We start from the raw sequence: 25,188 nt of genomic DNA, 5'->3' as shown, positions 1-25,188 counted from the left end.
GCGGCTCCGACTACAAGTCAGGAGTCAAAGAGGCGCGAGAGCCTTACCATGAGACGCATGACCACAGCCTCCCCCACCTCGGTCGACCGCACCCCCGGACAGCAGCCGCCCGTCGCCGAGGAGTCGGGCGGCGTGCTCAGCGGCCCGTACCGGGCGCTGACGCTGGGGATCGTCTCGGTGGTGCTGCTGCTGGCCTTCGAGGCGACGGCGGTGAACACCGCGATGCCGGTGGCCGCGCGGCAGCTGGACGGGATCGGGCTGTACGCGTTCGCGTTCTCCGGCTACTTCACCAGTACGCTCTTCGCCCTCGTCGTCTCCGGGCAGTGGTGCGACCGGCGTGGGCCGATGGCGCCGCTGTTCACCGGGATCGCCGTGTTCGGGGCCGGGCTGGTGGTGGCCGGGACGGCGGTGAACATGTGGCTGTTCGTCGGGGGACGGGCGATCCAGGGGCTCGGCGGCGGCCTGGTGATCGTCGCGCTCTACGTGGTGGTCGGGCGGGCCTTCCCCGAGCGGTTGCGACCGGCGGTGTTCGCCGCCTTCTCGGCGGCCTGGGTGCTGCCGTCGATCGTCGGCCCGGTGGTGTCCGGGGCCGTCACCCAGCACCTCGGCTGGCGCTGGGTGTTCCTCGCCGTACCGGTGTTGATACTTCTGCCGCTCGCGGTGATGGGCCCGGCGCTGCGCCGCTCCGAGCGTGAGCAGCCGAGCGCGGTCGGCGCGGAGATCGACCGCAGGCGTACCGGGCTGGCGGCGATGGCCGCGCTCGGTGCGGGTCTGCTGCAGTACGCCGGCCAGCGGCTGGACCTGCTCGCGTTGGTCCCGGCGGTGGCGGGTGCGGGGCTGCTGCTGCCCGCTGTGGTGCGGCTGCTGCCGCCGGGCACGCTGCGGGCGGCGCGCGGGCTGCCCACGGTGATCCTGCTGCGCGGGGTCGCGGCGGGCGCGTTCTTCGCGGCGGAGGCGTTCATCCCGCTGATGATGGTCACCCGCCGGGGCCTCTCGCCGACCATGGCCGGGCTGACCCTGACCAGTGGCGGACTCTCCTGGGCGCTCGGCTCCTGGTTGCAGGGCCGCCCGGCGGCGCAGCGGCACCGGGAGGCGCTGATCCGGCTCGGCTTCGTGCTGACGGCCGTGGCGATAGCCGGGGCCTCGCTGGTCCTGATCCCCGCCGCGCCGGTCTGGCTGGCGGCCACGGCCTGGGCGGTCGGCGGGGTCGGCATGGGTCTGTCGGTGGCGAGCATCAGCGTGCTGATGATGAAGCTGTCCACGCCCGAGGAGGCCGGGGCGAACTCGGCCTCGCTGCAGATGAGCGACGCCCTCGGCAACGTGCTGCTGATCGGCCTGGCGGGGGTGCTGTTCGCGGCGCTGGGCGGTGGTTCGGCGGTGGCTGCCGCCGACGGTGCGTCGACGCCGGCCGCCGCGTTCGCGGTGATCTTCCTGGTGATGGCCGGGGTGGCGCTGCTCGGCGCGCTGCTCTCAGGACGTACCGGCGGACGCGCCGACCGACGCACCGACCGACGCGCCGGCGGACGCGCCGGCGGAGGAAGCTGAGTCGGACGAGGAGGCTGAGCCGGCGGCGTTGCCGAGGAAGCTCTCCCAGCCCCCGGTCGGTGCCTCGCCCGGGTTGAGCTCCTGCAGTTTGCGCAGCACGGCCGGGTCCTGCGCCTCCAGCCACTGCACCAGCTGACGGAACGACACCAACCGCACCTCGGGATGCCCGGCGATCTCGGTGAGCACGTCCTCGACGGCGTTCATGTAGATGCCGCCGTTCCACTGCTCGAAGTGGTTGCCGATGATGAACGGCGCCCGGTTGCCGTGGTACGCCCGGTCGAAGCCCGCCAGGTACGAGTCCCGGGCCTGGGTCTGCCAGCCGCCGCGCTTGGCCGGGTCGGCCTTGGTGTTGGTGCCGGACTGGTTGTACATGATGTTGTAGTCCATCGACAGCACCTGGAAGCTGTGCCCGGGGAACGGGATCGACTGCAGCGGGAAGTCCCACAGCGCGCCGCCCTGGAACTTCTGCGGCCACACCTGCAGCCCGCCCGAACCGCTGCTGTCGTACTTCCAGCCGCGTGCCACCGCCGTCGGCAGCAGGGCGCGCTGGCCCTCCAGGCAGGGGGTGCGGGCGCCGATCAGTTCCTTGCGGTAGTCGAACGGCAGGGCCGGCAGGTCGGAGAAGCCGGTGTTGGTCTTCCAGTTCATGACGAAGGACATCGCCTGCTCGATCTCGCTGTCCCACTCGTCAGGAGACCACCGGCCGACCCCGTTCGAGCCGCAGAAGTGACCGTTGAAGTGGGTGCCGATCTCGTGCCCGTCCAGCCAGGCCAGCGCGATCTGCTGGAGGGTGGCGCGGATGTGCTGGTCGCTCAGGTAGTCGATGTCGCTGGCGCCGATGTGGTGCTGCGGCGGGTGGTAGAGGTTCTTCTTCGACTCGGGCAGGGTGTAGATGCCGCTCAGGAAGAACGTCATCGACGCGCCGTGCTCCTTGGCGAGGTGCCGGAACCGGCTGAACAGCCGGTTGTCCAGCTCGCCGGCGCCGTCCCAGGAGAAGACCACGAACTGCGGCGGCCGCTCGCCGGCCTGGAGTTGTACGGGCTTCGGCTGGTGCGGCTGCGGCCCGGTGTCGGAGGTCGAGCCGTCACCGATCAGGGTGGCGGGCGGCCTGGGTACGGGGGTCGGGGCGGCGGCGCGGCTCCCCGAGGCGGCGGCGGCGGTGGGCGGAGCCGCCTGCTCGCCCTCGCTGCCGCGGGTGGTGCCGCAGCCGGCGGCGAGTCCGGCCGCTGTGGCGGCCCCGGCGGCCAGCAGTGTCCGGCGGGAGAGAGCGTCCATGGTCACATCCGTTCCTGAAGGGACGTGCGGAGAGCCCGCGCCGGGGGAAGAGCCTGGACAGCGCGGTGGGGAGTTCGAGCCGCGCGGAAGGGGCAGACCGAAAGTCCGATGAGTCATCGAACGGTTCGAATTTGGGCAAAGTATGACATGGGGTAACGGATGGGCCCGGTATGACAGGGCCGGGCGAGGGAAGGCCGACACCCGGGTGCGGGCAGCCCGCTGCCCGTTCGGAGTACCTGAGGGCCTGTCGGCTGGCGGCAGGGTCTGATCCGACGTCAGCTGGAGGGTCAGAGCCATGCTGGGTAAGAGCCCATCCGTACGAGCCAGCCCGCCCGTACGAACCCACCCGCTCGAACCCACCCGATCGGAACGCTGTCCGGAGGTGTACGTCCAGCCATGTGGCAGTCGGTGCTCGACGCGTACCGGGAGCGGATCGTCGACACCGGTCGGCAGCCGCTCTTCCTGCTGCTGGCCGGGCTGATCGCCTCGTTCCTGTTCATCCGCTTCAGCGTCCGGATGATCCGGCGCGGCACCAGCTGGTGGCCGGGCAACGTGACCCCCGGTGGGCTGCACATCCACCACGTGGTGTTCGGCCAGGCGTTGATGGTGATCTGCGGGGTCGGCGCGTTCGCCGTCCGGGGCAGCGGAGGGGTGCTGCGGGAGGTGCTGGCGGTCGGGTTCGGCATCGGTTGCGGGCTGGTGCTGGACGAGTTCGCGCTGGTGCTGCACCTGCAGGACGTCTACTGGAGCGAGCAGGGCCGTAAGTCCGTGGACGCGGTGATCCTGGCGGTGTCGATCATCGGTCTGCTGCTGCTCGGTGAGCTGCCGTTCGGTGGTTTCAACGGCGGGCTGACGCTGGGGCAGCTGGTGGGGGCGGGGGTGCTGCTGCTCCTGGTGGTGATCAGCCTCATCAAGGGCAAGATCTGGACCGGCCTGCTCGGTGTGATGGTGTGGCCGCTCGCGGCGATCGGCGCGGTCCGGCTGGCCCGCCCGAGGAGTCCGTGGGCACGCTGGCGGTACCACTCGCGGCCCAAGCGGATGGCCCGGGCCGAGCGCCGGGACACCCAGATCCACCAACGTCTGGTCGCGGCCAAGTCCTCGGTCTACAACGTGCTCGCGGGCGCCCCCGACGTCGTGGCGGAGCCCGTGCCACTGGAGCCGGCACAGCCGGAGCTGCCGCCCGAGCCGTACGTCCCGCCGCCGCTGCCCGCCTGGCGGGCCCGGTGCGCGGTACTCGCCGAGTGGTACCTGCGGATCGCGGCGCTGCTCAACCTGGTCGCCGGGCTGATCGAACCCTTCCGGGACCAGGTCAACCACGCCAACAGCGGCCAGTTCTTTACCCCCGTGCTGATGACGGCCGGCTTCACCGCCGCGCTCTTCGCCGGGCTGCTCGCGGTGATGCTGCGCCGCCGCAAGCGGGCCGCCTGGATCGTCGCGGTCGCCGTCGTCGCGGTGTACGCGGTGCTGTTCCTGCTCGCGCTGGTGGTGCTGCCCGAGGACCGGGCACACCCGTTCAACTGGGTGTCGGCGGCGCTCACCGTCGTCCTGTTCGTCGTGCTGCTGCTCGGCCGGCCCGCCTTCCACGTCAAGGGCGGGCGAGGCAACATCGTGCTCGGTCTCGGCGTGCTGCTGCTCGGCGGGGCCGCGCTCACCGGCCTGGGCGCGGCACTGGTCCGCCTCAGCCAGTCCGGCACCCCGCCCGGCTGGGGGGACGCGGCCGAGTACGTCCTGTTCCGGCTGGTCACCCTCTCCGGGATCGTCGAGTACTCGCCGCTGGAGGTGGCCGGCTGGGCCGATCTGACGATCAACATCCTCGGTGCCGCGCTGCTGCTGCTCACCGTCCGGGTGTTCTTCCGCTCCGCGCGCGGGTTGCTGCACCTGGAGCCGGAGGACGAGCGGCGGCTGCGGGCGCTGCTGGAGCGGCACGGTGCCCGGGACTCGCTCGGCTACTTCGCGCTGCGCCGCGACAAGTCGGTCTGCTGGTCGCCGTCCGGCAAGGCCGCCGTGCTGCACCGGGTGGTGAACGGTGTCGCGCTGGCCTCCGGCGACCCGCTCGGGGACCCGGAGGCCTGGCCGCAGGCGATCGAGGTCTGGCGGCAGGAGGTCCGTGACCACGCCTGGATCCCGGCCGTCACGGGCGCGGGCGAGCAGGCCGGCACGGCGTACCGGCGGGCGGGGCTGCGGGCGCTGGAGATCGGCGACGAGGCGGTGGTCGAGACGGATGGCTTCAGCCTGGAGGGCCGCTCGATGCGGACGCTGCGCCAGACGTACAACCGGGTCCGCAAGGCCGGGTACCGCGTGGTGCTGCGGCGCCACCGGGACATCCCGGAGGGCGAACTCGCGGAGCTGGTGCGGCTCGCGGACGCCTGGCGGCACGGCCGGACCGAGCGCGGCTTCTCGATGGCGCTCGGGCGGCTCGGCGACCCGGCGGACGGCGACTGCCTGCTGGTCGAGTGCCGGGACGAGAACGACCGGACGTGCGCACTGCTCAGCTTCGTGCCGTGGGGCGCGCACGGTCTGTCGCTGGACCTGATGCGGCGTGACCGGGAGTCGGACAACGGGCTGGTGGAGTTCATGATCACGGAGGTGCTGCTGCGGGCCAAGGCGGGGGAGCTGACCCTCTCCCGGGTGTCGTTGAACTTCGCGATGTTCCGGTACGTCTTCGAGCAGGGCGGCCGGATCGGCGCCGGGCCGGTGCTGCGGCTGACCCGGTCGGTGCTGCGCTTCCTGTCCCGCTGGTGGCAGCTGGAGTCGCTGTACCGGGCCAACGCGAAGTACCAGCCCAGCTGGGAGCCGCGCTTCGTGCTGTACGAGAAGTCCTCCGAGCTGCCCGCCATCGCCGTCGCCAACGCCATCGCCGAGGGGTTCCTGACCCGGCCGTCGCTGCGGCGAGGCCGTTCGGCCGGTCGTTCGGCCAATCGTTCGGTGCAGGCCGTTCCGGACGCTCCGTCAGCTGACTGACCTGCGATTCTCGCCGATCGGCGGGGGTGAGGTTCGTCCGAGCTGTGGATGTCGGCCGGCGATCCTGCGGGTTCACTGGGCGTAGTGGCTGGGCCTACGCTTGCCCGGGGAACCGCGATCACGGCTGGGCACGTCGATACCAAGCGCGGGCCCGCCGCCTCCCACCGCCTCGGCACCTTCCACAAGGGTGACCGACCAGGACTTCCCGACGCGAAGGTCCATGGCGCGGGACCCGGCTCCCACCGGCGGATCAACACCTGCGGCGGGGGCTTCACCAGGCGAAACGCCTACCACGGCGACGTCGTGGTGTTCGCACCTCTGACGTATCTGAAGTATCCGAAGGAGAACGATGAGCCGGCCGATAGCGGCGTGGAATCCGCTCGACTGGTCGCTGACCCACGGGGTGATCCCGTACGCGGTCCTGGCGATCGGCGCCGCCGCCCTGATGGCCGTCGCGGTCTCCCGCACCCCGCGCTGGTGGACCCGCCGCCTCCCGGCCGTGCTGCTGCTCGCCGCCGGGCTCACCGTGTTGCTGCAGGTCGCCGTCGACGACTGGTGGCAGCCCTTCCCGGACAGCCTGCCGCGCCAGGTGACCGGCTGGATCGGCGTCGGCATTCTCGGGCTGGGCCTGGCGGCCGTCCGGCTGCCCGGGCTCCGGTGGCGCGGGCGAGCGGTCGCCGCGTCGGCCGCCGTACTGGTGCTGCTGATGTCCTCCTCGCAGGTCAACCGGTACTTCGACCAGTACCCGACCTTCCGCGTGCTGCTCGCCCCCTGGATCGGCCGGACCGACGCGCTGACCACCGGTCAGGCCCCGAGCACGGTGACCCCGCTGCCCGGCCAGGTGCTCGCCGAGGTCTGGCGCCGGCCCGCCGGGCTGCCCGCCAACGGCACCGTCTCCACCGCGCCGATCCCGGGCGCCAAGTCCGGTTTCAAGGCCCGCGACGCGTACGTCTACCTGCCGCCCGCCTACCAGGCGAGCCCGCGCCCGCTGCTGCCCGTGCTGGTCCTGCTGGCCGGTCAGCCGGGGACGCCGGCCGACTGGGTCAACTCCGGCGGGCTGCAGCGGCTACTGGACGGCTTCGCCGCCGCCCACGACGGGCTCGCCCCGGTGGTGGTGGTCGCGGACCCGATCGGCTCGCCCTGGAACAACACGCTCTGCCTGGACTCACGGATCGCCAAGGCGCAGACCTACCTCGCCCAGGACGTCCCCGACTGGGTCCACGCCCACCTGCAGACCGCCACCGGCCGCACCGCCTGGTCGATCGGCGGTCTCTCGCTCGGCGGCACCTGTTCGCTCCAGCTCGCCGTCGACGCGCCGCAGGTCTACGGCTCCTTCCTCGACATCTCGGGACAGGACGCGCCGACCCTCGGCAGCCACAGCAGGACCGTCAAGGCGGCCTTCGGCGGCGACGAGACGGCCTTCGACGCCGTCGACCCGCTGCATGTGATGGCCCGTCGGCGATTCCCCGACACCGCCGCCGTCTTCGTGGTCGGCGCCGGCGACGGGGAGTACGGGCCGCAGCAGCGGAAGGCCTACGCGGCCGCCGTGAAGGCCGGGATGACGGCGAAGTTCCAGACCGTCCCGGGCGGCCACGACTGGAACACCTTCCGGGCCGGGCTGGGCGGCAACCTCCCCTGGCTGGCCCAGCAGGCGGGACTGATCCGATGACCGTGACCATCGCGCCGGCCGCACCCGTCCCGATCACCCCGCGCCTCGAGCGCGACCGGCCCCGCCGGCTGCGCGCGTCGGCCCCTCTCACCGCCCAGCTGCGCGCCGCGCCGCTCACGCTGACGCTGCTCGTCACGCTCTGGACGGTCGGCGCGGCCACCGGCAGCATCGGGCAGGGGCCCTCCCAGCACCTGCTGGAGCAGATCGGCGTCGGCCTGCCCACCCTGGGCGCGGGCCACTGGTGGACGCCGGTCAGCTCGCTGTTCTGGTGCTCGGGCCTCGGCTCGTACGTCGCGACCACGCTGCTCCTGCTGGTGATCGGACCGGCCGCCGAGGAGCGGCTCGGCGCCCCGCTCAGCGCCGCCCTGCTGCTGGCCGGGCAGGTGTTCGGGGCCCTGCTCGGCACCGGTCTGGTCCGGCTCGGCATCGCCGCCGACCTGGGGTGGACGCTGGAGATCCAGGATCAGATCTCGATCGGGCCGGCCATCGGCCTGTTCGCGCTCGCCGCCGTGCTGAGCTTCCGGCTGACCGTGCTCTGGCGCCGCCGGCTGCGGCTGCTGGTGGTGCTCGTCCCGCTGGTGATGATGCTGTACATCGGCCATCTGCAGAGCGTGCAGCGGGCGGCCGGGGTGCTGGTGGGGATCGCGGTCGGCGCACTGCTGCAGCGCCGGCGGCCGGCCCGGCCGCACCCCGTCTCGCACACCGAGGCGCGGGTGCTGGTGGCCCTGTGCCTGGTCGCCACCGCGCTCGGCCCGCTGATCGCCTCGCTCTACCACGACGCCGGCGGCCCGTTCAACACGCTCGGCGACCTCTACTTCTCGCACGTCCCCTCGGCCGACGAGATCTCGCTGGCTTGCGACGACTCCGTCCGGTCCTGCGCCCGCGTGCACTCCGAGGTCCGGTTCTTCGACTCCCCGGGCCGCCTGATGGCCGCCCTGGTCCCCGTCCTGCTGCTGGTGCTGGCGGAGGGGCTCCGACGCGGCCTGCGGCTCGCCTGGTGGATCACCACCGTCACCGAGCTGCTCTGGGCCGGCGTGCTCTGTTGGCTGCTCGTCCTCGGCTACCACGACTTCCAGGCCGGCGGCGGCACCTCCTACCTCTACGAACTGATCGGCGAGTCGCTGCTGCTGCCGGTACTGATGCTGGTGCTGCTGCTGGTCTCCCGGCGCCGTTTCGACCAGCGGCTGCCGCGCCGCGACACCCGTCGGCCGGCCGCCGTCATCGGCGGCACGCTGCTGCTCGCCTGCGGCGCGTACGTCGGCCTCGGCCGGCTGGTCCGCGACCAGTACGAGCCGACCGCCACGCTGGGGCGGCTGGTCGAGGGGCTGCCGGCCGAGCTGCTGCCGCCCTCCTACAGCGACCTGCTGCCGGACCACCCGATCGCCGTGGGAGGGGTGGCGCAGTCACTGGAGATCTACTGCGGCCTGGTCTTCTGGGCCGTCACGCTGGCCGTGCTGCTGCTCGCCTTCCGCCGCCCGGCGGTACACCTGGACGCCGGGGACGCCGCCCGTGCCCGCGCGCTGCTCGTCCGGCACGGCGGCTCGACACTCTCCTTCATCAGCACCTGGGACGGCAACCACTACTGGTTCGACGAGGCGGGCGAGGCCGCCGTCCCGTACCGGGTGATCGCCACCGTCGCACTGACCACCGGGGACCCGTTCGGCGAGCCGGCGGCCCGGCGGCGGGCGGTGGGCGGGTTCGCCCGGTACTGCGACGAGCGCGGCTGGACGCCCTGCTTCTACAGCGTCACCCCCGACACCCGGAGTGCGGCCGAGGCGCTCGGCTGGCGTTCGCTCCAGGTCGCGGAGGACACCGTGGTGCCGCTGCCGGATCTCGCCTTCACGGGGAAGAAGTGGCAGGACATCCGCACCTCGCTGAACAAGGCGGGCAGGCAGGGCATCACTGCCGAGTGGTGGCGCTACGCCGACGCGCCGCTCGCCGTGAAGGACCAGATCCGCTCGATCTCCGAGGAGTGGGTCTCCGACAAGGGCCTGCCCGAGATGGGGTTCACCCTCGGTGGGCTGGCCGAGCTGGACGACCCGGCCGTCCGGGTACTGATCGCCGTGGACGCCGAGCGGACGGTGCACGGGCTGACCAGCTGGATGCCGGTGTACGAGAACGGCGAGCCGGTCGGCTGGACGCTCGACTTCATGCGGCGCCGGGCCGATGCCCGTGGCGAAGCCGCTCATCGGCCCTTCCGGGGCGTGATGGAGTTCCTGATCGCCTCGGCGGCCCTCGGCTTCAAGGAGGAGGGCGCCCGCTTCCTCAGCCTCTCCGGCGCCCCGCTGGCCCGCTCCGACCGGGGTGAGCCGCCGACCGCGCTGCAGCGGATGCTCGACTGGACGGGCAAGGCACTGGAACCGGTCTACGGCTTCCGCTCGCTGCTCGCGTTCAAGGCCAAGTTCCAGCCCGAGTACCGGCCGATGTACATGGTCTACCCCGATCCGGCCGCGCTCGCCAGCATCACCCGCGCGATAGGCAAGGCCTACCTCCCGCACCTGACGCCGACTCAGGGAGTCCGGCTGATGCGGAAGCTGACCGCTTAGACAGGTCGGTCTCAGCTCAGCAGTTCGGCGAGCGCGCGGTCGGCGTCGAGGCGCTGGAACTCCTCGCCCTCCGGTACGGCCAGGTAGCTGTGCCACAGGAACCGCCGCAGTCCGGCGGTGTCGAACCGCAGCAGGGCCACCCCCTCCGCCGCCCGCAGCTCCACCACGGTGTGCCGCTCCTGGGCGGGCCGGATGTGCACGTCCCCCACGCCCGACGGCAGGTCGAGCCCGGCCGCGAGCAGGTGCCGGGCGAAGATCCACTCGATCTCCGGCTCCGGGCCGGCCGCGCTCGCCGGGCCCATCGGGTGCTCCGGGTCCATCGGGTGCTCCGGGCCCGTCGAGTACTCCGGATCCATCGGGTGCTCGGCGTCCAGGGAGTACTCGGCGGGGAAGCCCATCCGCACCGCCAGCGGGTCGTCCGCCCGGTAGCGCAGGGTGACCCGGAGGCGGGCGGACCGCCGGGTGGACAGGATCAGGTGCGCCTGGACGGCCTGCTCGACGACTGCGGACATGTGGTTCCTCCCGATGGTGGGTCTGTAGAGGGCCCTGCTACCGGTGGGTCGGTCGGGTCTCACGTGGTGAGAGTGGTGGATGTGGCTCTGCTTACACGGCTTCAGGAACATTTTCCGAAACCCCCCAAACCACCAGGGCGGGTGACCTGCGGGAACCGGTCGGCGCGCGGTGTCGGGCGCCGTTCGGGGGCCCGGCCCGGTAGGCTAGGCGGGTTGTCCGACCGCCGCCCGACCGTGGTGCGGGGCTTGATTCACGGCCCTGACCTGCGACGATCCCACTCGGAGACCGTGAGTACTGCCGCCGCTTCCCCGATGGCTCCGCTGTTCTCGGATGCCGACCCGCACGCCGCCGTACGCGCCGCCGCAGCGCCCTCGCACCACCTGTCCCCGGCCTTCCCCGGCCGTGCCCCCTGGGGTACCGCAGGCAGGCTCCGGGCCTGGCAGCAGGGCGCGCTGGACCGGTACATCGAGAAGCAGCCGCGCGACTTCCTCGCGGTCGCGACCCCGGGCGCAGGCAAGACCACCTTCGCGCTCACGCTGGCCTCGTACCTGCTGCACAACCACCTGATCCAGCAGATCACCGTCGTCGCGCCGACCGAGCACCTGAAGAAGCAGTGGGCCGAGGCGGCGGCGAAGATAGGCATCCGGCTCGACCCGGCCTACTCCTCGGGACCGCTGTCGAAGGACTACCACGGCATCGTGGTCACCTACGCGGGCGTCGGCGTCAACCCGATGCTGCACCGCAACCGCACCGAGGCCCGCAAGACCCTGGTGATCATGGACGAGATCCACCACGCCGGTGACTCGAAGTCCTGGGGCGAGGCCTGCTTCGAGGCGTTCGAGCCAGCCACTCGCCGCCTCGCGCTGACCGGTACGCCGTTCCGCTCGGACACCAACCCGATCCCGTTCGTCTCGTACGAGGCGGGCGGCGACGGCATCCGCAAGTCGGTCGCCGACTACACCTACGGCTACGGCCACGCCCTCGCCGACCACGTCGTGCGCCCGGTGATCTTCCTGTCCTACAGCGGCAACATGCGCTGGCGGACCAAGTCCGGCGACGAGCTGGAGGCCCGGCTCGGCGAGCCGATGACCAAGGACCTGATCGCCCAGGCATGGCGCACCGCGCTCGCCCCGCAGGGCGAGTGGATCCCGAACGTGCTGCGCGCCGCCGACAAGCGGCTCACCGAGGTCCGCAAGGCCATCCCGGACGCCGGCGGGCTGGTCATCGCCACCGACCAGAACGCCGCCCGCGCCTACGCCAAGATGATCCGCGAGATCACCGGCCAGGGCGCCACGGTGGTGCTCTCCGACGAGACCGAGGCCTCGCAGCGGATCACCGACTTCGCCGAGGGCGACTCGCGTTGGATGGTCGCCGTCCGGATGGTCTCCGAGGGCGTCGACGTGCCCCGGCTCGCCGTCGGCGTGTACGCCACCTCGATCTCCACCCCGCTGTTCTTCGCGCAGGCCGTCGGCCGCTTCGTCCGGGCCCGCAAGCGCGGCGAGACGGCGTCGGTCTTCCTGCCCTCGGTGCCGATGCTGCTCAGCTTCGCCAACGAGATGGAGCTGCAGCGCGACCACGTGCTGGACCGGCCGAAGAAGGAGGGCGACGGTCTCTTCGACGAGGAGGACCGGCTGCTCGCCGAGGCCGAGCGGGCCAACGACGGCCCCGACGGCGCCGGGGGCGACGAGCTCTCGTACGAGGCGCTCGGCTCGGACGCGGTCTTCGACCGGGTGCTCTACAACGCCATGGAATTCGGCATGCAGGCGCACCCGGGCAGCGAGGAGGAGGACGACTACCTCGGCATCCCGGGCCTGCTGGAGCCGGACCAGGTGCAGATGCTGCTGCAGAAGCGCCAGACCCGGCAGATCCAGCGCAGCAAGGCCAAGCCCGCCGGGGAGGCCGACCTGCTCGAACTCCCCGCCGACCAGCGTCCGGTGGTCACCCACCAGGAGCTGCGCGACCTGCGCAAGGAACTCAACGCCCTGGTCGCCGCCTGGCACCACCGCACCAACCAGCCGCACGGCACCGTCCACAACGAGCTGCGCCGCCAGTGCGGCGGACCGCTCACCGCCCAGGCGACGGCCAATCAGCTGAAGGCCAGGATCGCCAAGATCCGTGAGTGGGCGAACGGTTGATGTTCCGTCGGCTCCTGGTGGCGCTCCGCCGGGAGCCGACGCGGCAGTTCAGCGGTCGGCGGAGATTCTGTGGAGACAGCTGATCTGATGATCCGCTACTGTTCCGCATGCCATGGCGCTCGCGGGGGAATTCGCGGCGTACATCCGGTACCCCGCTGAATGCCGAGACGTCGCCGTCTCGCCGCTTGACATGCCGTCAGAAGGAGCGCACCACCGTGTCTCACCCCGCCAACAACGCCGAGCTGTCCGACAAGTCGAAGGTCACCGCCGGTCTGCTGCAGATCTTCCTCGGCGGCTTCGGCGCCGGCCGTTTCTACACCGGTCACACCGGTATGGCCATCGCGCAGCTCTGCACCTGTGGTGGTCTCGGCTTCTGGGCCCTGATCGACGGCATCATCTTCCTGACCAGCAACGACCGCACCGACGCCCAGGGCCGCAAGCTCCGCAGCTGATCGGTGTCCCCGGCGCACAGCCCGCGAATCGACCCCCGTCCCGGTGACGTCACCCGGGACGGGGGTACTCGCGTTTCCGCCGCCCCTCCTGCCTCCCGCCGGGACCGCCTCCGGGCCGCCGCCCAGCCGCTGGCCCTGCTGGGCGCGGGTGTCGCGGCCGCCGGGTACCTGTGGTCCCGGAACCCGCACCTGCCCGGGCAGGCGCTGCCGTTCTGCCCCTGGCGGCGGCTGACCGGGTGGCAGTGCCCCGGCTGCGGCGGCACCCGGATGGCGTACGACCTGATGCACGGCGACCTCACCGCAGCGTGGCACGACAACGCCGGGCTGCTGCTGGCCCTCCCGCTGCTCGCCGCGTTCTACCTCACCTGGCTGCGCCACGGTCTGGCCGGCCGCCGCTGGCGGCTGCGGCTCGGACCGCTCGGGACGGCCGTCGTGCTCGCCGCCGCCGTCGCCTGGACGATCGGCCGAAACGTCCTCTGAACCGCCGCCCTGGTGACCGGTGGTGTCCGGACTCCGGAATTGAATCGAACCTATGTTCGCCATGGCCCTGAAAAATAGCCTTCTTGCCCCGATTTGGAGCACGGGATTGCATCGATCCTGCCCGAATTCGGGACAACTACTTCCGCCGGGTGCCTCTCCTTCATTACCTTCTCCCCACGCTCTCTCACGCCCCCACCCCGAGCCGAGAAGCCACCGCAGCCACCCCTCCTGCGTGCGTCACCCCTGTCCCGGCACCGGCATGTCCCGGCGTTGCCGGCGACCGCCGCAGAAAGGAAAGCGCTTCGTGACTGCCGAGACCTCCCAAACGCTGGACCGAGGCGTACGCGTCCTCAAGCTCCTCGCCGACTCCGAGCGCGGCCTGACCGTCACCGAGCTGGCGGCCCGCCTCGCCGTCAACCGCACCGTCGTCTACCGGCTGCTGGCCACCCTGGAGCAGCACGGCCTGGTCCGCCGCGACATCGGCGGCCGGGCCCGGGTCGGCCTCGGTGTGCTGCGGCTCGCCCACCGGGTGCACCCGCTGCTGCGCGAGGCCGCCCTGCCCGCGCTGCGCAGCCTCGCCGAGGACCTCGGCGCGACGGCCCACCTCACGCTGGTGGACGGGGCCGAGGCACTCGCCGTCGCCGTGGTCGAGCCCAGCTGGACGGACTTCCACGTCGCGTACCGGACCGGCCTGCGCCACCCGCTGGAGGAGAGCGCGGCCGGCCGGGCGATCCTGGAGGCGCGCGCTTTCCCGGGCCAGCGCCGGCCCGAGCAGGGGTTCGTCATCACCCGCGCGGAGGAGCAGTCCGGCGCGAGCGGTGCGGCGGCCGCGCTGCTGGGCCTCAGCGGGATAGAAGGCAGCGTCGGCGTGGTGATGCTGAACGGGCTGGTGCCCGAGCGGGTCGGCCCCCGCGTGGTCGAGGCCGCGACCGAGGTGGCCGACGCGCTGCGGTGAGTCCCGACGGGCGCCCCGGTGTGTTTGGATTCCGGTGTGCCCGACGTGAAGCTGCCCCCCGCCCTGACCGCTCCCAAGACCCGCGCGCTGGCGCTCTGCGGCGTACTGGTCGGTTCACTGTTCGCGGTCGCGGCCTTCGCACCGCTGCCGTACACCCTCACGTGGCCCGGCTCGACGGCGGACGTCCTCGGCACGTACCAGGGGAAGCAGGTGCTCACCATCACCGGAGCGCCGACCAGGCAGACCGAAGGACAGCTGCGGATGGTCACCATCTCGGCGACCAACCCGGGCGAGCGGACCACCCTCTGGACCGCCCTGCGGGCCTGGGGCAGCTCGGCGGAGGCCGTACTGCCCTCCGAGGCGGTCTACCCGCAGACGGACCCGGCGAAGGCCCAGCAGGTGACCGCCGACCAGATGACGCAGTCCCAGGACAGCGCGACCGTCGCGGCGCTCGGCTACCTCCGCCTCGCGCCGAGCCAGGTCAAGGTGACGGTGGACCTCGGCGACATCGGCGGCCCCAGCGCAGGCCAGCTGATCGCCCTCGGGATCATCGACCGGCTCGCGGGCGACGGCCAGGGCGGCGACCTGACCGGTGGCAGGGTGATCGCCGGCACCGGCACCATCGACGACCAGGGCAACGTCGGCGCGGTCGGCGGCGTCCCGCTGAAGACCCGGGCGGCGGCCAGGGACGGCGCGACGGTCTTCCTGGTCCCCAAGGACGAGTGCTCGGACGCCAAGGTCAACACCCCGGCCGGGCTGCGGCTGATCCCCGTGACCACGCTCACCGACTCCGTCAACGCGCTGAAGGCGCTGAAGACCGGCGGGACGGTCCCCAGCTGCTGAACGGCTCCGCCAACGGAACAGGGGAGCGGGGGCGGAGCGAAGCGGAAGGGTTCGGACCGTTGCCTTCCGGTTTCGCGCAGTTCCCCGCGCCACTGGTGGTGGCTGCCCGGGTTCACTCCCCGGCGGCCTGCTCCACCAGCGGTAGGACCCGGTACGGGACCGGGTTCTCCAGTGCGATCGCCGTGGAGGCGCGGACGATCCCGTCGAAGCACACCACCCGGTCGATCACCCGCTGGAGGTCCGCGTTGGAGCGGGCCACGATCCGTACCAGCATGTCGCCCTGGCCGGTGATGGTGTGCAGCTCCAGCACCTCCGGCACCGACGACAGGTGCGCCCGTACGTCCACCCCCTGGCCCTGCGAGATCTCCAGGGTGGCGAAGGCCATCACGGGGTAGCCGAGCGCCGCCGGGTCCACCTGCGGGCCGAAGCCGCCGATCACCCCCTTCGTCTGGAGCCGGTCCAGCCGGGCCTGGACGGTGCCCCGGGCGACCTGTAGGCGGCGGGAGCACTCCAGTACGCCGATCCTGGGTTCGTCGGTCAGTAGTCTGATCAACTTTCCGTCGAGCGTGTCGATGGTGTCGTTGAGGGAGTGCACTGAGGCTCCGTCCGATGGGCAACCTGTCCAGCTGGGACTGCCATTTTCCGGCCAGGCCGCGCAGCTTGCCCAGGATGAATCGGAACAGTTGCGCATCGATGTGAGTGGCGCCACGCTCCCTCCACAACCCCGTGGTGCGGGCCCCCACACCGTGCCACGGGGTCCAGACCCGGGGAGGTTCTCTTGACCGATGTCTTCGCCGAGCCGCTCGTCACCAGCCCGGACGAGTTCGGTCCGCTCCCCGTCCGGCGTACCGACGCGGTGGTGCTGGCCGTCGCCGACGCCCGGCGGACGGCGCGGCGCTACGCCACGGCGATGGCGATGAGCTGCACCGCGTACTCGGGCCCCGAGACCGGCAACCCCGAGACCGCCTCGTACGTCCTGGAGTCCGGCGGCGCCCGCTTCGTGATCACCTCGGTCGTCCAGGTGCTGACCGACCACGGACGCCTCGTCGCCGAGCACGTCGCCGCCCACGGGGACGGCATCCTCGACCTCGCCGTCGAGGTGCCCGACGCCTACGCCGCGTTCGACTACGCGGTCGACCGGGGGGCCACCCCGATCACCGAGCCGTACGAACTCGACGACCGCTACGGCACGGTGGTGCTCGCCGTCATCGGTACCGCCGGGACGGGCCGGCACACCCTGGTCGAACGCACCGCCTACGCGGGCCTCTACCTGCCGGGGTACGTCGTGCCGCCGCGAAGCGTCCGGTAGCAGGCCGGTCGGTCAGCGGACGACGGTCTGGACCTCCGGGGGGTGGCCGTTCCAGGTCACGAAGACCGAGTTGGTGCTGTCGCCCCGGGAGAAGTCGAAGCGCATCCACTGGTCGCCCTGCCAGAACTGCATCTGCCAGTCGGCGTCGGGCGTCGCGGAGACCAGCTCGGCCTGGTCGGGCCGCATGTCCAGGGCGACCCGGCCGCCCGGGACCAGGTAGCTGCGGACCGTGCCGGCGGGGCTCGTGGTGGCGGCGGCCGGCTTGCGGCTCGCCGCCCGGGTGGGCGACGCCGTACCGGCCGACGGGGCCGGGGTGGTCTGCTCTACGTGCACGGCCGGCGGGGAGGTGCTCGCGGAGGGCATCGGCACCGGCAGCCGCAGGGTCTGCGGCTGCTCGAAGGACGCGTCGGCGAGCACGGCGTGCACGCCGAGCCAGGACAGCAGCACCGCTGCCCCGGTGGCCGCCGCCCAGGCGCCGAGTTGTACCAGTCCGTTCCGCATCGCCTGCACATCCTGCCGTACCTGGGCGACCTGGGCGATCGACAGGTCCAGGCGCCTGAGGTACAGACCAATTGAGTCGAATGGCGTACCGTGCTGGGCCATGGCAACAGTGCTCGTGGTCGAGGACGACCCCTTCGTACGCTCCGCCCTCATCCGGCACCTGTCCGAGTCCGGCCACGCGGTACGCAGCGTCGGCACCGCGCTGGAGGCGCTCCGCGAGGTCGCCCAGGTCGGCTGTGACCTGGTGATCCTGGATCTCGGCCTGCCCGACCTGGACGGCGGTGAGGCGCTCAAGATGATCCGGGGGCTGACCGACGTCCCGGTGATCATCTCCACCGCCAGGGACGACGAGGCCGAGATCGTCCGGCTGCTCAACGACGGCGCCGACGACTACCTCGTGAAGCCGTTCTCGCCCGAGCACCTGACTGCCCGGATAGCCGCCGTGCTGCGCCGCTTCGGCGGCGGCAGCGTGCCCGTGCCGCCGCTGCTGCGGGTCGGCGGACTCGCCGTCGACGCCCAGCGCCGCGAGGCCGTGCTCGACGGGCGCCCGCTCGACCTGACCCGCCGTGAGTTCGACCTGCTCGCCTTCCTCGCCGCCCGCCCCGGCGTCGTCGTACCGCGCCGGGAGATCCTCGCCGAGGTCTGGCGCCAGACGTACGGCGGCGACCAGACCATCGACGTCCACCTCTCCTGGCTGCGCCGCAAGATGGGCGAGACCGCGTCCAAGCCCCGCTACCTGCACACCGTGCGCGGCGTCGGCGTCAGGCTCGAGGCGCCGTCGGACCACCTGACGTGAGGCGGGCCGGGTCCGGGCACTCACTGCGCTGGGCGTTGATCAAGGCCGCCGTCGCGGGCACCACCATGGTCGCGCTGGCCTTCCTCATCCCGCTCGGCCTGATGGTCCAGCAGACCGCTCGCGACCGGGCCTTCACCGCCGCCGAACGCCAGGCCGACGCCCTTGGCCCCGCCCTCGCCATCACCACCGACCAGGACGCCATCGCCAGAGCCCTGGCCAGCACCGACGCCGGAGCCCGGGAGCGGATCGCCGTCCACCTGCCGGGCCCGGCCGCTTCGGGGGCCGTGGTCGGCCAGGCCCGCGCCGACGCCCCGGGGGTCGCCGCCGCGAGCGGGCAGGGGCGGTCGTTCACCGTCCGGGTGTCCGGCGGTTTCGCGCTGCTGCAGCCGTTCGCCGTGGAGGACGGCCGGGTCGCCGTCGTCGAGGTGTACGTCGCCGAGAGTGACCTCAGCAGGGGTGTCGGCACGGCCTGGCTGGTGCTCTCGCTGGTCGCCCTGGTGCTGGTGGCGATCTCCGTGCTGGTCGCCGACCGGATGGGCGCCCGGATCGTCGGCTCGGCCCGCCGCCTCGCCGCCGCCGCCCGCTCGCTGGGCCACGGCAACCTCGCCGTCCGGGTCCCGGTCGAGGGCCGGCAGGCCGACGGAGCACCCGACGAACTCCGCGAGGCCGCCCACGCGTTCAACGCGATGGCGGACCGGGTCGTCCACCTGCTCGCCGCCGAACGCGAACTCGCCGCCGACCTCTCGCACCGGCTGCGCACGCCGCTCACCGTGCTGCGCCTCAACACCGCCTCGCTCGGCGAGGGCGACGCCGCCCACGCCACCCGGCACGCGGTCGCCCAGCTGGAACGCGAGGTCGACCAGATCATCCGCTCGGCCCGCCGCGCCTCCGATGACGCGCCGGCCGTGGCCATCGGCTGCGACGCCGCCGAGGTGATCCGCGAGCGGGTCGGCTTCTGGTCCGCCCTCGCGGAGGACGAGAGCCGCCGCTGGCAGCTGGCCGGCGCCGAGGGCCCGGCCCCCGTACCCGTCCAGCGCGGCGACCTCGCCGCCGCCGTCGACGCGCTGCTCGGCAACGTCTTCCGGCACACCGCGACGGGGACGGCCTTCGCGGTCGACGTACTGGCCACCGAGAGCTCCGTCATCGTCCTGGTCGGCGACGCGGGCCCCGGCTTCGCCGACCCCGCCGCCGCGCTGCGACGCGGCGAGGGCCAGGGCGGCGAGGGCTCCACCGGGCTCGGCCTCGACATCGTCCGCAAACTCGCCGAGGCCACCGGCGGCGACCTGGCCCTCGGCCGCAGCGCCGTCCTCGGCGGCGCCGAACTCCGCCTCCGCCTGCAGACCCGCCCCGACGGAACGCCATCCCGTGGCGCCCGCCGCAGGAGGCTCCGCCAGTAGCACCGACCGACCGGCCCGGGATGTGACTTGGGCCGCCGGTCCCTCTCGGCGCGGTGGTGTCGTGCACTCCGTCCGGTAGTGTCGCAAGCCGGTCGGACCGGCGGACGGAGTGGAACGTGACAGCGGCGCAAGCGCAGCGCAGGGCTCCAGAGGGGTCCGCTGCCACCCCGGCCTCCCCGGCCGTCCCGGTGGTTCCGGCGTGGCGCCGCGCGCTGGACGCACCCGTACGGGCGCTGCGGGAGGCCCCGCGCCGCCCGCTGGCCAGGGCCGGTGCCGTGGCGCTGTTCTCGCTGCTGGCGTACGCCGTCCTGAGGCACCTCGTCGGCACCTCGATGGTGGACATGGTCGTCTACCGCGCGGAGGGTGCCGCCGTCGCCCACGGCCATGACCTCTACGCGCTGCGCGTCACCCAGTGGAACCTGCCAGCCACCTACCCGCCGTTCGCCGCGATGCTGTTCGTGCCGACCACCTGGGTCGGGGTCGGGCTGCTGCGGGTCGTGGTCACGGCGGGCAACGTCGTCCTGCTCGGGCTGCTCGCCCACCTGTCGTTCAAACTGGTCGGCTGGCCGCGCCGCGAGCTCCGCCCGGTGGGCGTGGTGCTGGTCGCCGGGCTCGGCGTCTGGCTGGAGCCGGTCTTCACCACGCTGCGCTACGGCCAGATCAACCTGGTCCTCGCCTGCCTGGTCCTCTGGGACCTCACCCGCCCGGACGGGCGCCGCAGCAAGGGCCTCGCCATCGGCATCGCCGCCGGCATCAAGCTCACCCCCGGCCTGTTCGCCGTCTACCTGCTGATCACCGGCCGGGTACGGGCGGCCTTCGTGGCGGGCTTCACGTTCCTGGTCACCTTCGCGATCGGCGGGCTCGTCCTGCCCGACGCCACCTGGGGCTTCTGGACGAAGTACCTGTACGACTCCTCCCGGGTCGGCCGGACCGAGGTTGTCGACAACCAGTCCGTACGCGGCGCCTTCGCCCGCCTGCTGCACACCCCGGACCCCGGCACCCTGGCCACCGTGACCGCCGGCCTGGTCGCCGTCGCCGGTCTCGCCATCGCGGCCTGGGCCTACCGCAGCGCCCGCTGGCTGCCCCGCTCCGAGGCGTGGTCCGTCTGCTGCGCGGCCGTCACGGCGGTGCTCATCTCACCGATCAGCTGGACCCACCACTGGGTGTGGTGCGTGCCGATGCTGGTCCTGCTCGCGGCCGAGGCCGCGCACGAACGCTCCCGCCCGGCGCTCGTGCGGCGTCGGCGCTGGCGGTTCATCTTCGGTGCCACGCTGTTCGCCTTCCTGTCCTTCATGATGTGGATGGTCCCGCGCAAGGGCCTGCTCGTCCTGCACCTGCCCCCGCTGCACCAGCTCCCGGCGTCCATCTACCCCGTGGTCGGGATCTGCTTCCTGGCGGTGGCGGCCCTGCGGGTGCACGCACGCCGCCGCGCCGCCGGGGCACCACTCGTACGGGTGCCGAACCAACGGGTCCCCGCCGGGGTGAGCGCCGTACCGGCGGCTGCACCGGCGGCTGCACCGGCGGCTGTACCGGACGAGGGCGCGCGGGACGGCTCGCGCGCCGCCGCACCCGCCAGCCACTGAGCCCACGCCCGCTGAGCCCACGCCCGCTGAGCCCACGCCCGCTGAGCCCATGCCTGCTGAGCACCCGCCCCACCGCCTCTGAGGCCCTCACGCCCTCACGCCAGCAGCTCGGCGAGCGACTGATCCAGGTCCAGCGCGGCGAGCTCGGCGCCGGGCGGCACCAGCCGGTGCGCCCGCTCCAGCCAGGCCGCCACGGCCGGCAGCGGCGCCTCCAGCAGGGCGTCACCGGCGGGGGAGCTGAGGGCCAGGCAGAGCACGCTGCGCCGCCCATTGGAGCCGCTCCCGGCCGGCGGCTGGGCCAGGGTCGGCCAGATCCGCACGTCGCCGTGGCCGCAGGGCCGGAAGGTGCCCTCCACCAGCAGCTCACGGGCGAACACCCAGGTCACGGGCGTTCCGGTGTCCAGGTGGAAGGTGATGTGGACGGCGAACGGGTCGTGGCTGCCGTACGACAGCCGGGCCGGGACGGGGACGCTGCGCTCCGGTGACAGCACCAGGCTGAGTTCGAGTTCGTGCTCGACGACGCTCGGGGACCTCTCCATGACCAGCTTTCCTCTCGCTCTGCTCGGAGCCCGCCTCCGGGCTCCTTCGGAGGAGGAGAGCGTGGTGTGCGAAAGGTCTTACACGCCTTTCGGCGAAGTTCCTGGTATTCCGTATGTGCCAACCGGCACGCCCCTGAGGCACTACCCTTTGTGACTGCGTGGCGACTGTCCGCCCATGCGCACCGGCGGACTGCCCGCGCGCGCTGCCGCCTGCTCAGCTCCTCGTCCCCTCGTACGTCATGCACCCCGGTACTCCCGCAGCCAGGTACTCGGTGTGCTGCTGTTGCCACTGCCGCTGCTGTGAAAGCCACGAAAGAAGAACCTCATGACGGAACGGCCCTTCGTCGGCGGCGTGGACACCGCCGTTGGCCCGACGCCGGGCTACTACCCCGACCCCTCTGTCCCCGGCTTCGTCCGCTACTGGGGTGGTACGGCCTGGGTGCCCGGCACCAGCAGGCCGGCGCCGTCGGCGGGGGAGGTCCTGGAGCCCCCGCGCTTCGTCGCGCGGCAGTCGGCCCCGGCTCCCGCCCGGTACGTACCCCCGCCCGTGGCGGCTCCGCTGCCGGCGGTGGTCGTCGAGACCGGGCCGGTGTACCTCGACCAGACCTCGGCGGGCGCCTCGTTCACCTTCGCCCCGTACCCGGAGCCCGAGCTCCGCCTGGGCCCGGCGCCCGCAGCGGACCAGGTGCCCCGGGCCGCGCCGGCCCCGGCCGTGGAGCGGGCGGTGGAGACCGTCCGGATCTCCCGGTCCGAGGTGGCGCAGCCCGAGGCCGGGCCCGCCTGGCACGCCGACCCCGGAGCCCAGCGTGGCCTGCTGGAGCCACCGGATGCTCCGCGCTGGGTCTCCTGGGGAGCGCTCCCGACCGACCGGGCGGGCGGCGCAGTGGCGGATCCCGGCGGCGCGGCAGCCGTGCCGGTGCCGGCGTCGACTCCAGCGCCGACCCCGGTGCCCCCGCCGGTGGCTGCTGCGGCTGCCCTTCCCGTCGTACGTCCGGCGGTCGTGGGCCCGGCCGTCGTACGTCCGGCCGTGGTACGTCCAGCGGCCGTACGTCCGGCGGCCGTACGTCCGGCGGCCGTACGTCCGGCGAAGGCCGGTGAGCCGGCCGGGACCAGGAAGGCGGAGGTGCGTCCGGCGGCCGGGCTGGGGCGTCGGCTCGTCGCGCGCTTGCTGGACAGTGTGGTGGGTGCGGTGGTCGCGGTCGGGGTCGGGCTTCCGCTGCTCTCCTCCACGGTCGAGCACGTGCAGCAGAAGCTCGAGCGGGCGCGGGCGGCCAGTGAGCTGACGGGGCGTGACGTGCAGGTCTGGCTGGTCGATCCGGTGGTGGTCGGCAAGGTCGCGGTGCTGCTCGGCGTGCTCGTGCTGCTGGGGGTCGTGTACGAGGTGATCCCGACCTCCCGGACGGGTCAGACTTTCGGCAAGCGGCTGGTGGGTGTCCGGGTCGTCGACTGCGGGGCGTCCGGCCGGGGTGCCGGGCCGCTCACCCTGGGCCGTTCGGTGGCGCGTTGGCTGGTAGGGCAGCTCGGGTTGCTGCTGGTGGTCGGCCTGTTCCTGCCGCTGTTCGACCGGGGTGCGCGGCGCGGTTGGCAGGACCGGGTGGCACGCTCACGAGTGGTGCGGACCTGATGACGAGTCGGCTGACGGCGCAACACCGCCCGGCGTCCCAAATATCCAAGAATTGTAGTATTGGTGATGTTCTACTCGTGGTATGAGCAGCTATGACCCCTCGGCCCCCGAGCCGGAAGGGGGCGGCAAGCCCTCCTTCGACAAGCAGCCCCCGCCTCCGCAGGACGGCAGCCCCTACGACGCTCCGGGCGGTTACGGTGCTCCGTACGGCGCGCCGCCACCCGTGTACGGTGCCCCGCATGCGCCGGGGGCCGGCCCGGTGCCCGGGATGCCTCCGCTGGGCAGTTGGCCCAACCGCATCCTCGCCCGTCTGATCGACTTCGTGATGATCGAGGCCGTGGCGGCTCTGGTCGTGCTCCCCTTCGTCAACCTCGGCAACCAGAACGGCTGGGTGGGCTGGGTCTGGCTCGGCGGCGCGCTCTACCTGGTCTACGACGGGCTGATGCTGAGCCGGGACGGGCAGACCGTCGGCAAGAAGGTCATGAAGGTGCGCGTCGCGATGCTCGTGGACGGCAGCTCGCCGACCAACTCGGCCGCGTGGACCAGGGCGGCGACGTTCATCGTGCCCGCGCTGGTCTGTTGCGGCGCTCTCTGGTGGCCGGTCGACGGGCTGTTCGGTGTCTTCGACAAGCCGTACCGGCAGTGCATCCACGACAAGGCGGCCAAGACCGTGGTGGTCTCGACCGCCTGACCCGGCCGCACCCCGGTGGCCGCAGGCCGTGACCGGCGTCTGTGCCCGGTCACGGCCCGCGCGTCTTCGGGGCCTGCGGGTCAGGTGGTCGGTGACGTGCTGTGTTTCAGAGCTGGCGCGCGTACTCCGGCCGGGGGGCCGGGACGTGACCGGCGGCCACGGGTGTCGGCCGACGTCGGGCGGCGGTCATCTGCAGCGCCGTGGCGAGCGTGCCGAGGGCCAGCGAGAAGGCGACCAGGACCACGATCTCGAGCACCCCCGTGGCGCCGGAGACGGCGAGCAGCGCCACTGCGGCGGCGACGACGGTGAGAGTGCCGGTGCACAACTGGGCGATGGTGGGGCGCGGCATGGCGGTCCGTCCTTCGCGCGAGGGGGAGTGTCGTTCAGACACAGGTTCTGAAGGTCTACCCATGGCGGTAGGCCGGTAAGTACAGCCTAAATCGGCATATGCGGGGCACAGGGGGGCGCACGGGCTCACGCTCCCGCTCCCCCGTGCTGCGACTTCGTCGAGTGGGTACTGGACGGCCTGCTGGGACGTGTCCTCGGTACGGTGAGGCCGGAAAAGCCGTCCGTGAAAGTCTGCTGGGGGAACCGTGCCCGTACCCGAGAACTGGCCCACCACCGAGGCCGAGGCCCTGGCCGAGCAGCACCGGCTGCGGGCGCTGGTGGAGCCGTCCGGGCCGGGCCTCGCCGACGGCGCGTTGGTGGCGGGGGTCGACGTCGCGTACGACGACGCGTCGGACCTGGTGGTGGCCGCCGCCGTCCTGCTCGACGGCACGACCCGCGAGCTGGTGGAGGAGGCCACGGCGGTCGGGCGGATCAGCTTCCCGTACGTACCCGGCCTGCTGGCCTTCCGTGAACTCCCGACCGTGCTCGACGCCCTCGCCGCGCTCCGGGGCACGCCCGATCTGGTCGTCTGCGACGGCTACGGCCTGGCCCATCCCCGCCGGCTCGGCCTCGCCAGCCACCTCGGTGTGCTGACGGGCCTTCGGACGATCGGCGTCGCCAAGACCCCGTTCGCGTTCACGTACGAGCAGCCGGGACCGGAACGCGGCTCCTGGGCACCGCTGCTGGACACCGGGACGGGCGAGGAGGTGGGGCGCGCCCTGCGGACCCGACCAGGTGTGAAGCCCGTCTTCGTCTCCGTCGGCCATCGCATCGGCCTCGCCGAATCGGTGGCCGTGACGCTGGCGCTGGCCCCGGACTACCGGCTGCCGGAGACCACCCGCCGGGCCGACTCGCTGTGCCGACGGGCCTTGGCGCGGGCGGCGGGCGGGGAACAGTAGGACCGGTCGGTCCAGGGCGATTCCGCCGTCCCGCTGCGGGTACAGGTGGGGGGGAGCCCTGCCGCCTGGCCGACCGGGGGCCCGTGGT

At 72.7% G+C, this 25,188-nt stretch carries 21 protein-coding genes and 1 pseudogene; 16 read left to right on the top strand and 6 right to left on the bottom strand.

Annotated elements, in window-relative coordinates:
* Positions 1-57 precede the first annotated feature (57 nt).
* Positions 58-1,545, top strand: a complete 1,488-nt coding sequence (locus tag P3T29_RS13965; RefSeq protein ID WP_280716729.1) for an MFS transporter — start codon at positions 58-60, stop codon at positions 1,543-1,545.
* On the opposite strand, the gene P3T29_RS13960 is transcribed toward P3T29_RS13965, so the two are convergent.
* Positions 1,471-2,820 (bottom strand): hypothetical protein, encoded by a 1,350-nt coding sequence (locus tag P3T29_RS13960; RefSeq protein WP_280716728.1) that lies wholly within the window; start codon positions 2,818-2,820, stop codon positions 1,471-1,473. The genes P3T29_RS13965 and P3T29_RS13960 overlap by 75 nt on opposite strands.
* A gap of 396 nt (positions 2,821-3,216) precedes the next feature.
* Here P3T29_RS13960 and P3T29_RS13955 point away from each other — a divergent pair, with 396 nt between their 5' ends.
* The 3 genes from P3T29_RS13955 to P3T29_RS13945 all read left to right on the top strand — a co-directional run bounded on the left by P3T29_RS13955 (position 3,217) and on the right by P3T29_RS13945 (position 9,996).
* Positions 3,217-5,781, top strand: coding sequence for a phosphatidylglycerol lysyltransferase domain-containing protein (locus P3T29_RS13955; protein WP_280716727.1), 2,565 nt, complete (start codon positions 3,217-3,219; stop codon positions 5,779-5,781).
* Between the two features lie 349 nt (positions 5,782-6,130).
* The gene (locus tag P3T29_RS13950; protein WP_280716726.1) at positions 6,131-7,450 is read left to right on the top strand and encodes an alpha/beta hydrolase-fold protein; all 1,320 of its coding nucleotides are present in this window, start codon (positions 6,131-6,133) and stop codon (positions 7,448-7,450) included.
* Positions 7,447-9,996: a DUF2156 domain-containing protein gene (locus P3T29_RS13945; RefSeq protein WP_280716725.1), complete on the top strand. Its 2,550-nt coding sequence runs from the start codon at positions 7,447-7,449 to the stop codon at positions 9,994-9,996. The genes P3T29_RS13950 and P3T29_RS13945 overlap by 4 nt, the downstream gene beginning before the upstream one ends.
* 11 nt (positions 9,997-10,007) lie before the next feature.
* Here P3T29_RS13945 and P3T29_RS13940 read toward each other — a convergent pair whose 3' ends face one another.
* A complete protein-coding gene (locus P3T29_RS13940; RefSeq protein ID WP_280716724.1) occupies positions 10,008-10,508 on the bottom strand; it encodes an SsgA family sporulation/cell division regulator in 501 nt (166 codons plus the stop codon).
* 312 nt (positions 10,509-10,820) lie between these two features.
* On the opposite strand from P3T29_RS13940, the gene P3T29_RS13935 reads away from it, so the two are divergent.
* The 5 genes from P3T29_RS13935 (at position 10,821) to P3T29_RS13915 (ending at position 15,374) form a co-directional block, all read left to right on the top strand.
* The gene (locus tag P3T29_RS13935) at positions 10,821-12,644 is read left to right on the top strand and encodes a DEAD/DEAH box helicase (RefSeq protein ID WP_280716773.1); all 1,824 of its coding nucleotides are present in this window, start codon (positions 10,821-10,823) and stop codon (positions 12,642-12,644) included.
* Positions 12,645-12,859: 215 nt separating this feature from the next.
* Positions 12,860-13,096, top strand: a complete 237-nt coding sequence (locus P3T29_RS13930; RefSeq protein ID WP_280716723.1) for a TM2 domain-containing protein — start codon at positions 12,860-12,862, stop codon at positions 13,094-13,096.
* A gap of 129 nt (positions 13,097-13,225) precedes the next feature.
* A complete protein-coding gene (locus P3T29_RS13925; protein ID WP_280716772.1) occupies positions 13,226-13,576 on the top strand; it encodes a DUF2752 domain-containing protein in 351 nt (116 codons plus the stop codon).
* 304 nt (positions 13,577-13,880) lie between these two features.
* Complete coding sequence (locus P3T29_RS13920; protein ID WP_280716722.1) at positions 13,881-14,531, top strand: helix-turn-helix domain-containing protein; 651 nt, start codon at positions 13,881-13,883, stop codon at positions 14,529-14,531.
* A gap of 36 nt (positions 14,532-14,567) precedes the next feature.
* Entirely contained in the window at positions 14,568-15,374 is an 807-nt protein-coding gene (locus P3T29_RS13915; RefSeq protein ID WP_280716721.1) for a S16 family serine protease, read from the top strand.
* Between the two features lie 112 nt (positions 15,375-15,486).
* Here P3T29_RS13915 and P3T29_RS13910 read toward each other — a convergent pair whose 3' ends face one another.
* Positions 15,487-15,969, bottom strand: a complete 483-nt coding sequence (locus P3T29_RS13910) for an Lrp/AsnC family transcriptional regulator (protein WP_280716720.1) — start codon at positions 15,967-15,969, stop codon at positions 15,487-15,489.
* A gap of 183 nt (positions 15,970-16,152) precedes the next feature.
* Between P3T29_RS13910 and P3T29_RS13905 the strand changes: the two are divergent.
* A pseudogene (locus P3T29_RS13905) lies at positions 16,153-16,659 on the top strand (VOC family protein); the annotation flags it as partial.
* Positions 16,660-16,695: 36 nt separating this feature from the next.
* Here P3T29_RS13905 and P3T29_RS13900 read toward each other — a convergent pair.
* Entirely contained in the window at positions 16,696-17,286 is a 591-nt protein-coding gene (locus P3T29_RS13900) for a hypothetical protein (RefSeq protein ID WP_280716719.1), read from the bottom strand.
* Between P3T29_RS13900 and P3T29_RS13895 the strand changes: the two genes are divergently transcribed.
* From P3T29_RS13895 to P3T29_RS13885, 3 genes are all read left to right on the top strand, one after another.
* Positions 17,285-17,980 carry a response regulator transcription factor gene (locus P3T29_RS13895; protein WP_280716718.1) on the top strand — a complete coding sequence of 232 codons (696 nt, stop codon included), beginning with the start codon at positions 17,285-17,287 and terminating at the stop codon, positions 17,978-17,980. The two genes, P3T29_RS13900 and P3T29_RS13895, sit on opposite strands and share 2 nt — an antisense overlap.
* 23 nt (positions 17,981-18,003) lie before the next feature.
* The gene (locus tag P3T29_RS13890; protein WP_280716771.1) at positions 18,004-19,377 is read left to right on the top strand and encodes an ATP-binding protein; all 1,374 of its coding nucleotides are present in this window, start codon (positions 18,004-18,006) and stop codon (positions 19,375-19,377) included.
* Between the two features lie 116 nt (positions 19,378-19,493).
* Entirely contained in the window at positions 19,494-20,960 is a 1,467-nt protein-coding gene (locus P3T29_RS13885) for a glycosyltransferase 87 family protein (protein ID WP_280716717.1), read from the top strand.
* Between the two features lie 95 nt (positions 20,961-21,055).
* Here the strand turns inward: P3T29_RS13885 and P3T29_RS13880 are convergent, their stop codons facing one another.
* Positions 21,056-21,499, bottom strand: coding sequence for an SsgA family sporulation/cell division regulator (locus P3T29_RS13880; protein ID WP_280716716.1), 444 nt, complete (start codon positions 21,497-21,499; stop codon positions 21,056-21,058).
* A 325-nt stretch (positions 21,500-21,824) separates the two neighbouring features.
* On the opposite strand from P3T29_RS13880, the gene P3T29_RS13875 reads away from it, so the two are divergent.
* Positions 21,825-23,123 carry an RDD family protein gene (locus P3T29_RS13875; RefSeq protein ID WP_280716715.1) on the top strand — a complete coding sequence of 433 codons (1,299 nt, stop codon included), beginning with the start codon at positions 21,825-21,827 and terminating at the stop codon, positions 23,121-23,123.
* A gap of 82 nt (positions 23,124-23,205) precedes the next feature.
* Complete coding sequence (locus P3T29_RS13870) at positions 23,206-23,814, top strand: RDD family protein (RefSeq protein WP_280716714.1); 609 nt, start codon at positions 23,206-23,208, stop codon at positions 23,812-23,814.
* Between the two features lie 106 nt (positions 23,815-23,920).
* Here P3T29_RS13870 and P3T29_RS13865 read toward each other — a convergent pair whose 3' ends face one another.
* On the bottom strand, positions 23,921-24,163 hold the full coding sequence (locus P3T29_RS13865) for a hypothetical protein (RefSeq protein ID WP_280716713.1): 243 nt from the start codon (positions 24,161-24,163) through the stop codon (positions 23,921-23,923).
* Between the two features lie 244 nt (positions 24,164-24,407).
* On the opposite strand from P3T29_RS13865, the gene P3T29_RS13860 reads away from it, so the two are divergent.
* Positions 24,408-25,100, top strand: coding sequence for an endonuclease V (locus P3T29_RS13860; RefSeq protein WP_280716712.1), 693 nt, complete (start codon positions 24,408-24,410; stop codon positions 25,098-25,100).
* The last annotated feature ends 88 nt before the right edge of the window (positions 25,101-25,188 follow it).

Origin of the sequence: Kitasatospora sp. MAP5-34, from assembly GCF_029894335.1 — a bacterium.
In the GTDB taxonomy this organism is placed as follows: domain Bacteria; phylum Actinomycetota; class Actinomycetes; order Streptomycetales; family Streptomycetaceae; genus Kitasatospora.
Note: the sequence above shows the minus strand (reverse complement) of the source record. Positions and strands in the feature narration are given on the sequence as shown.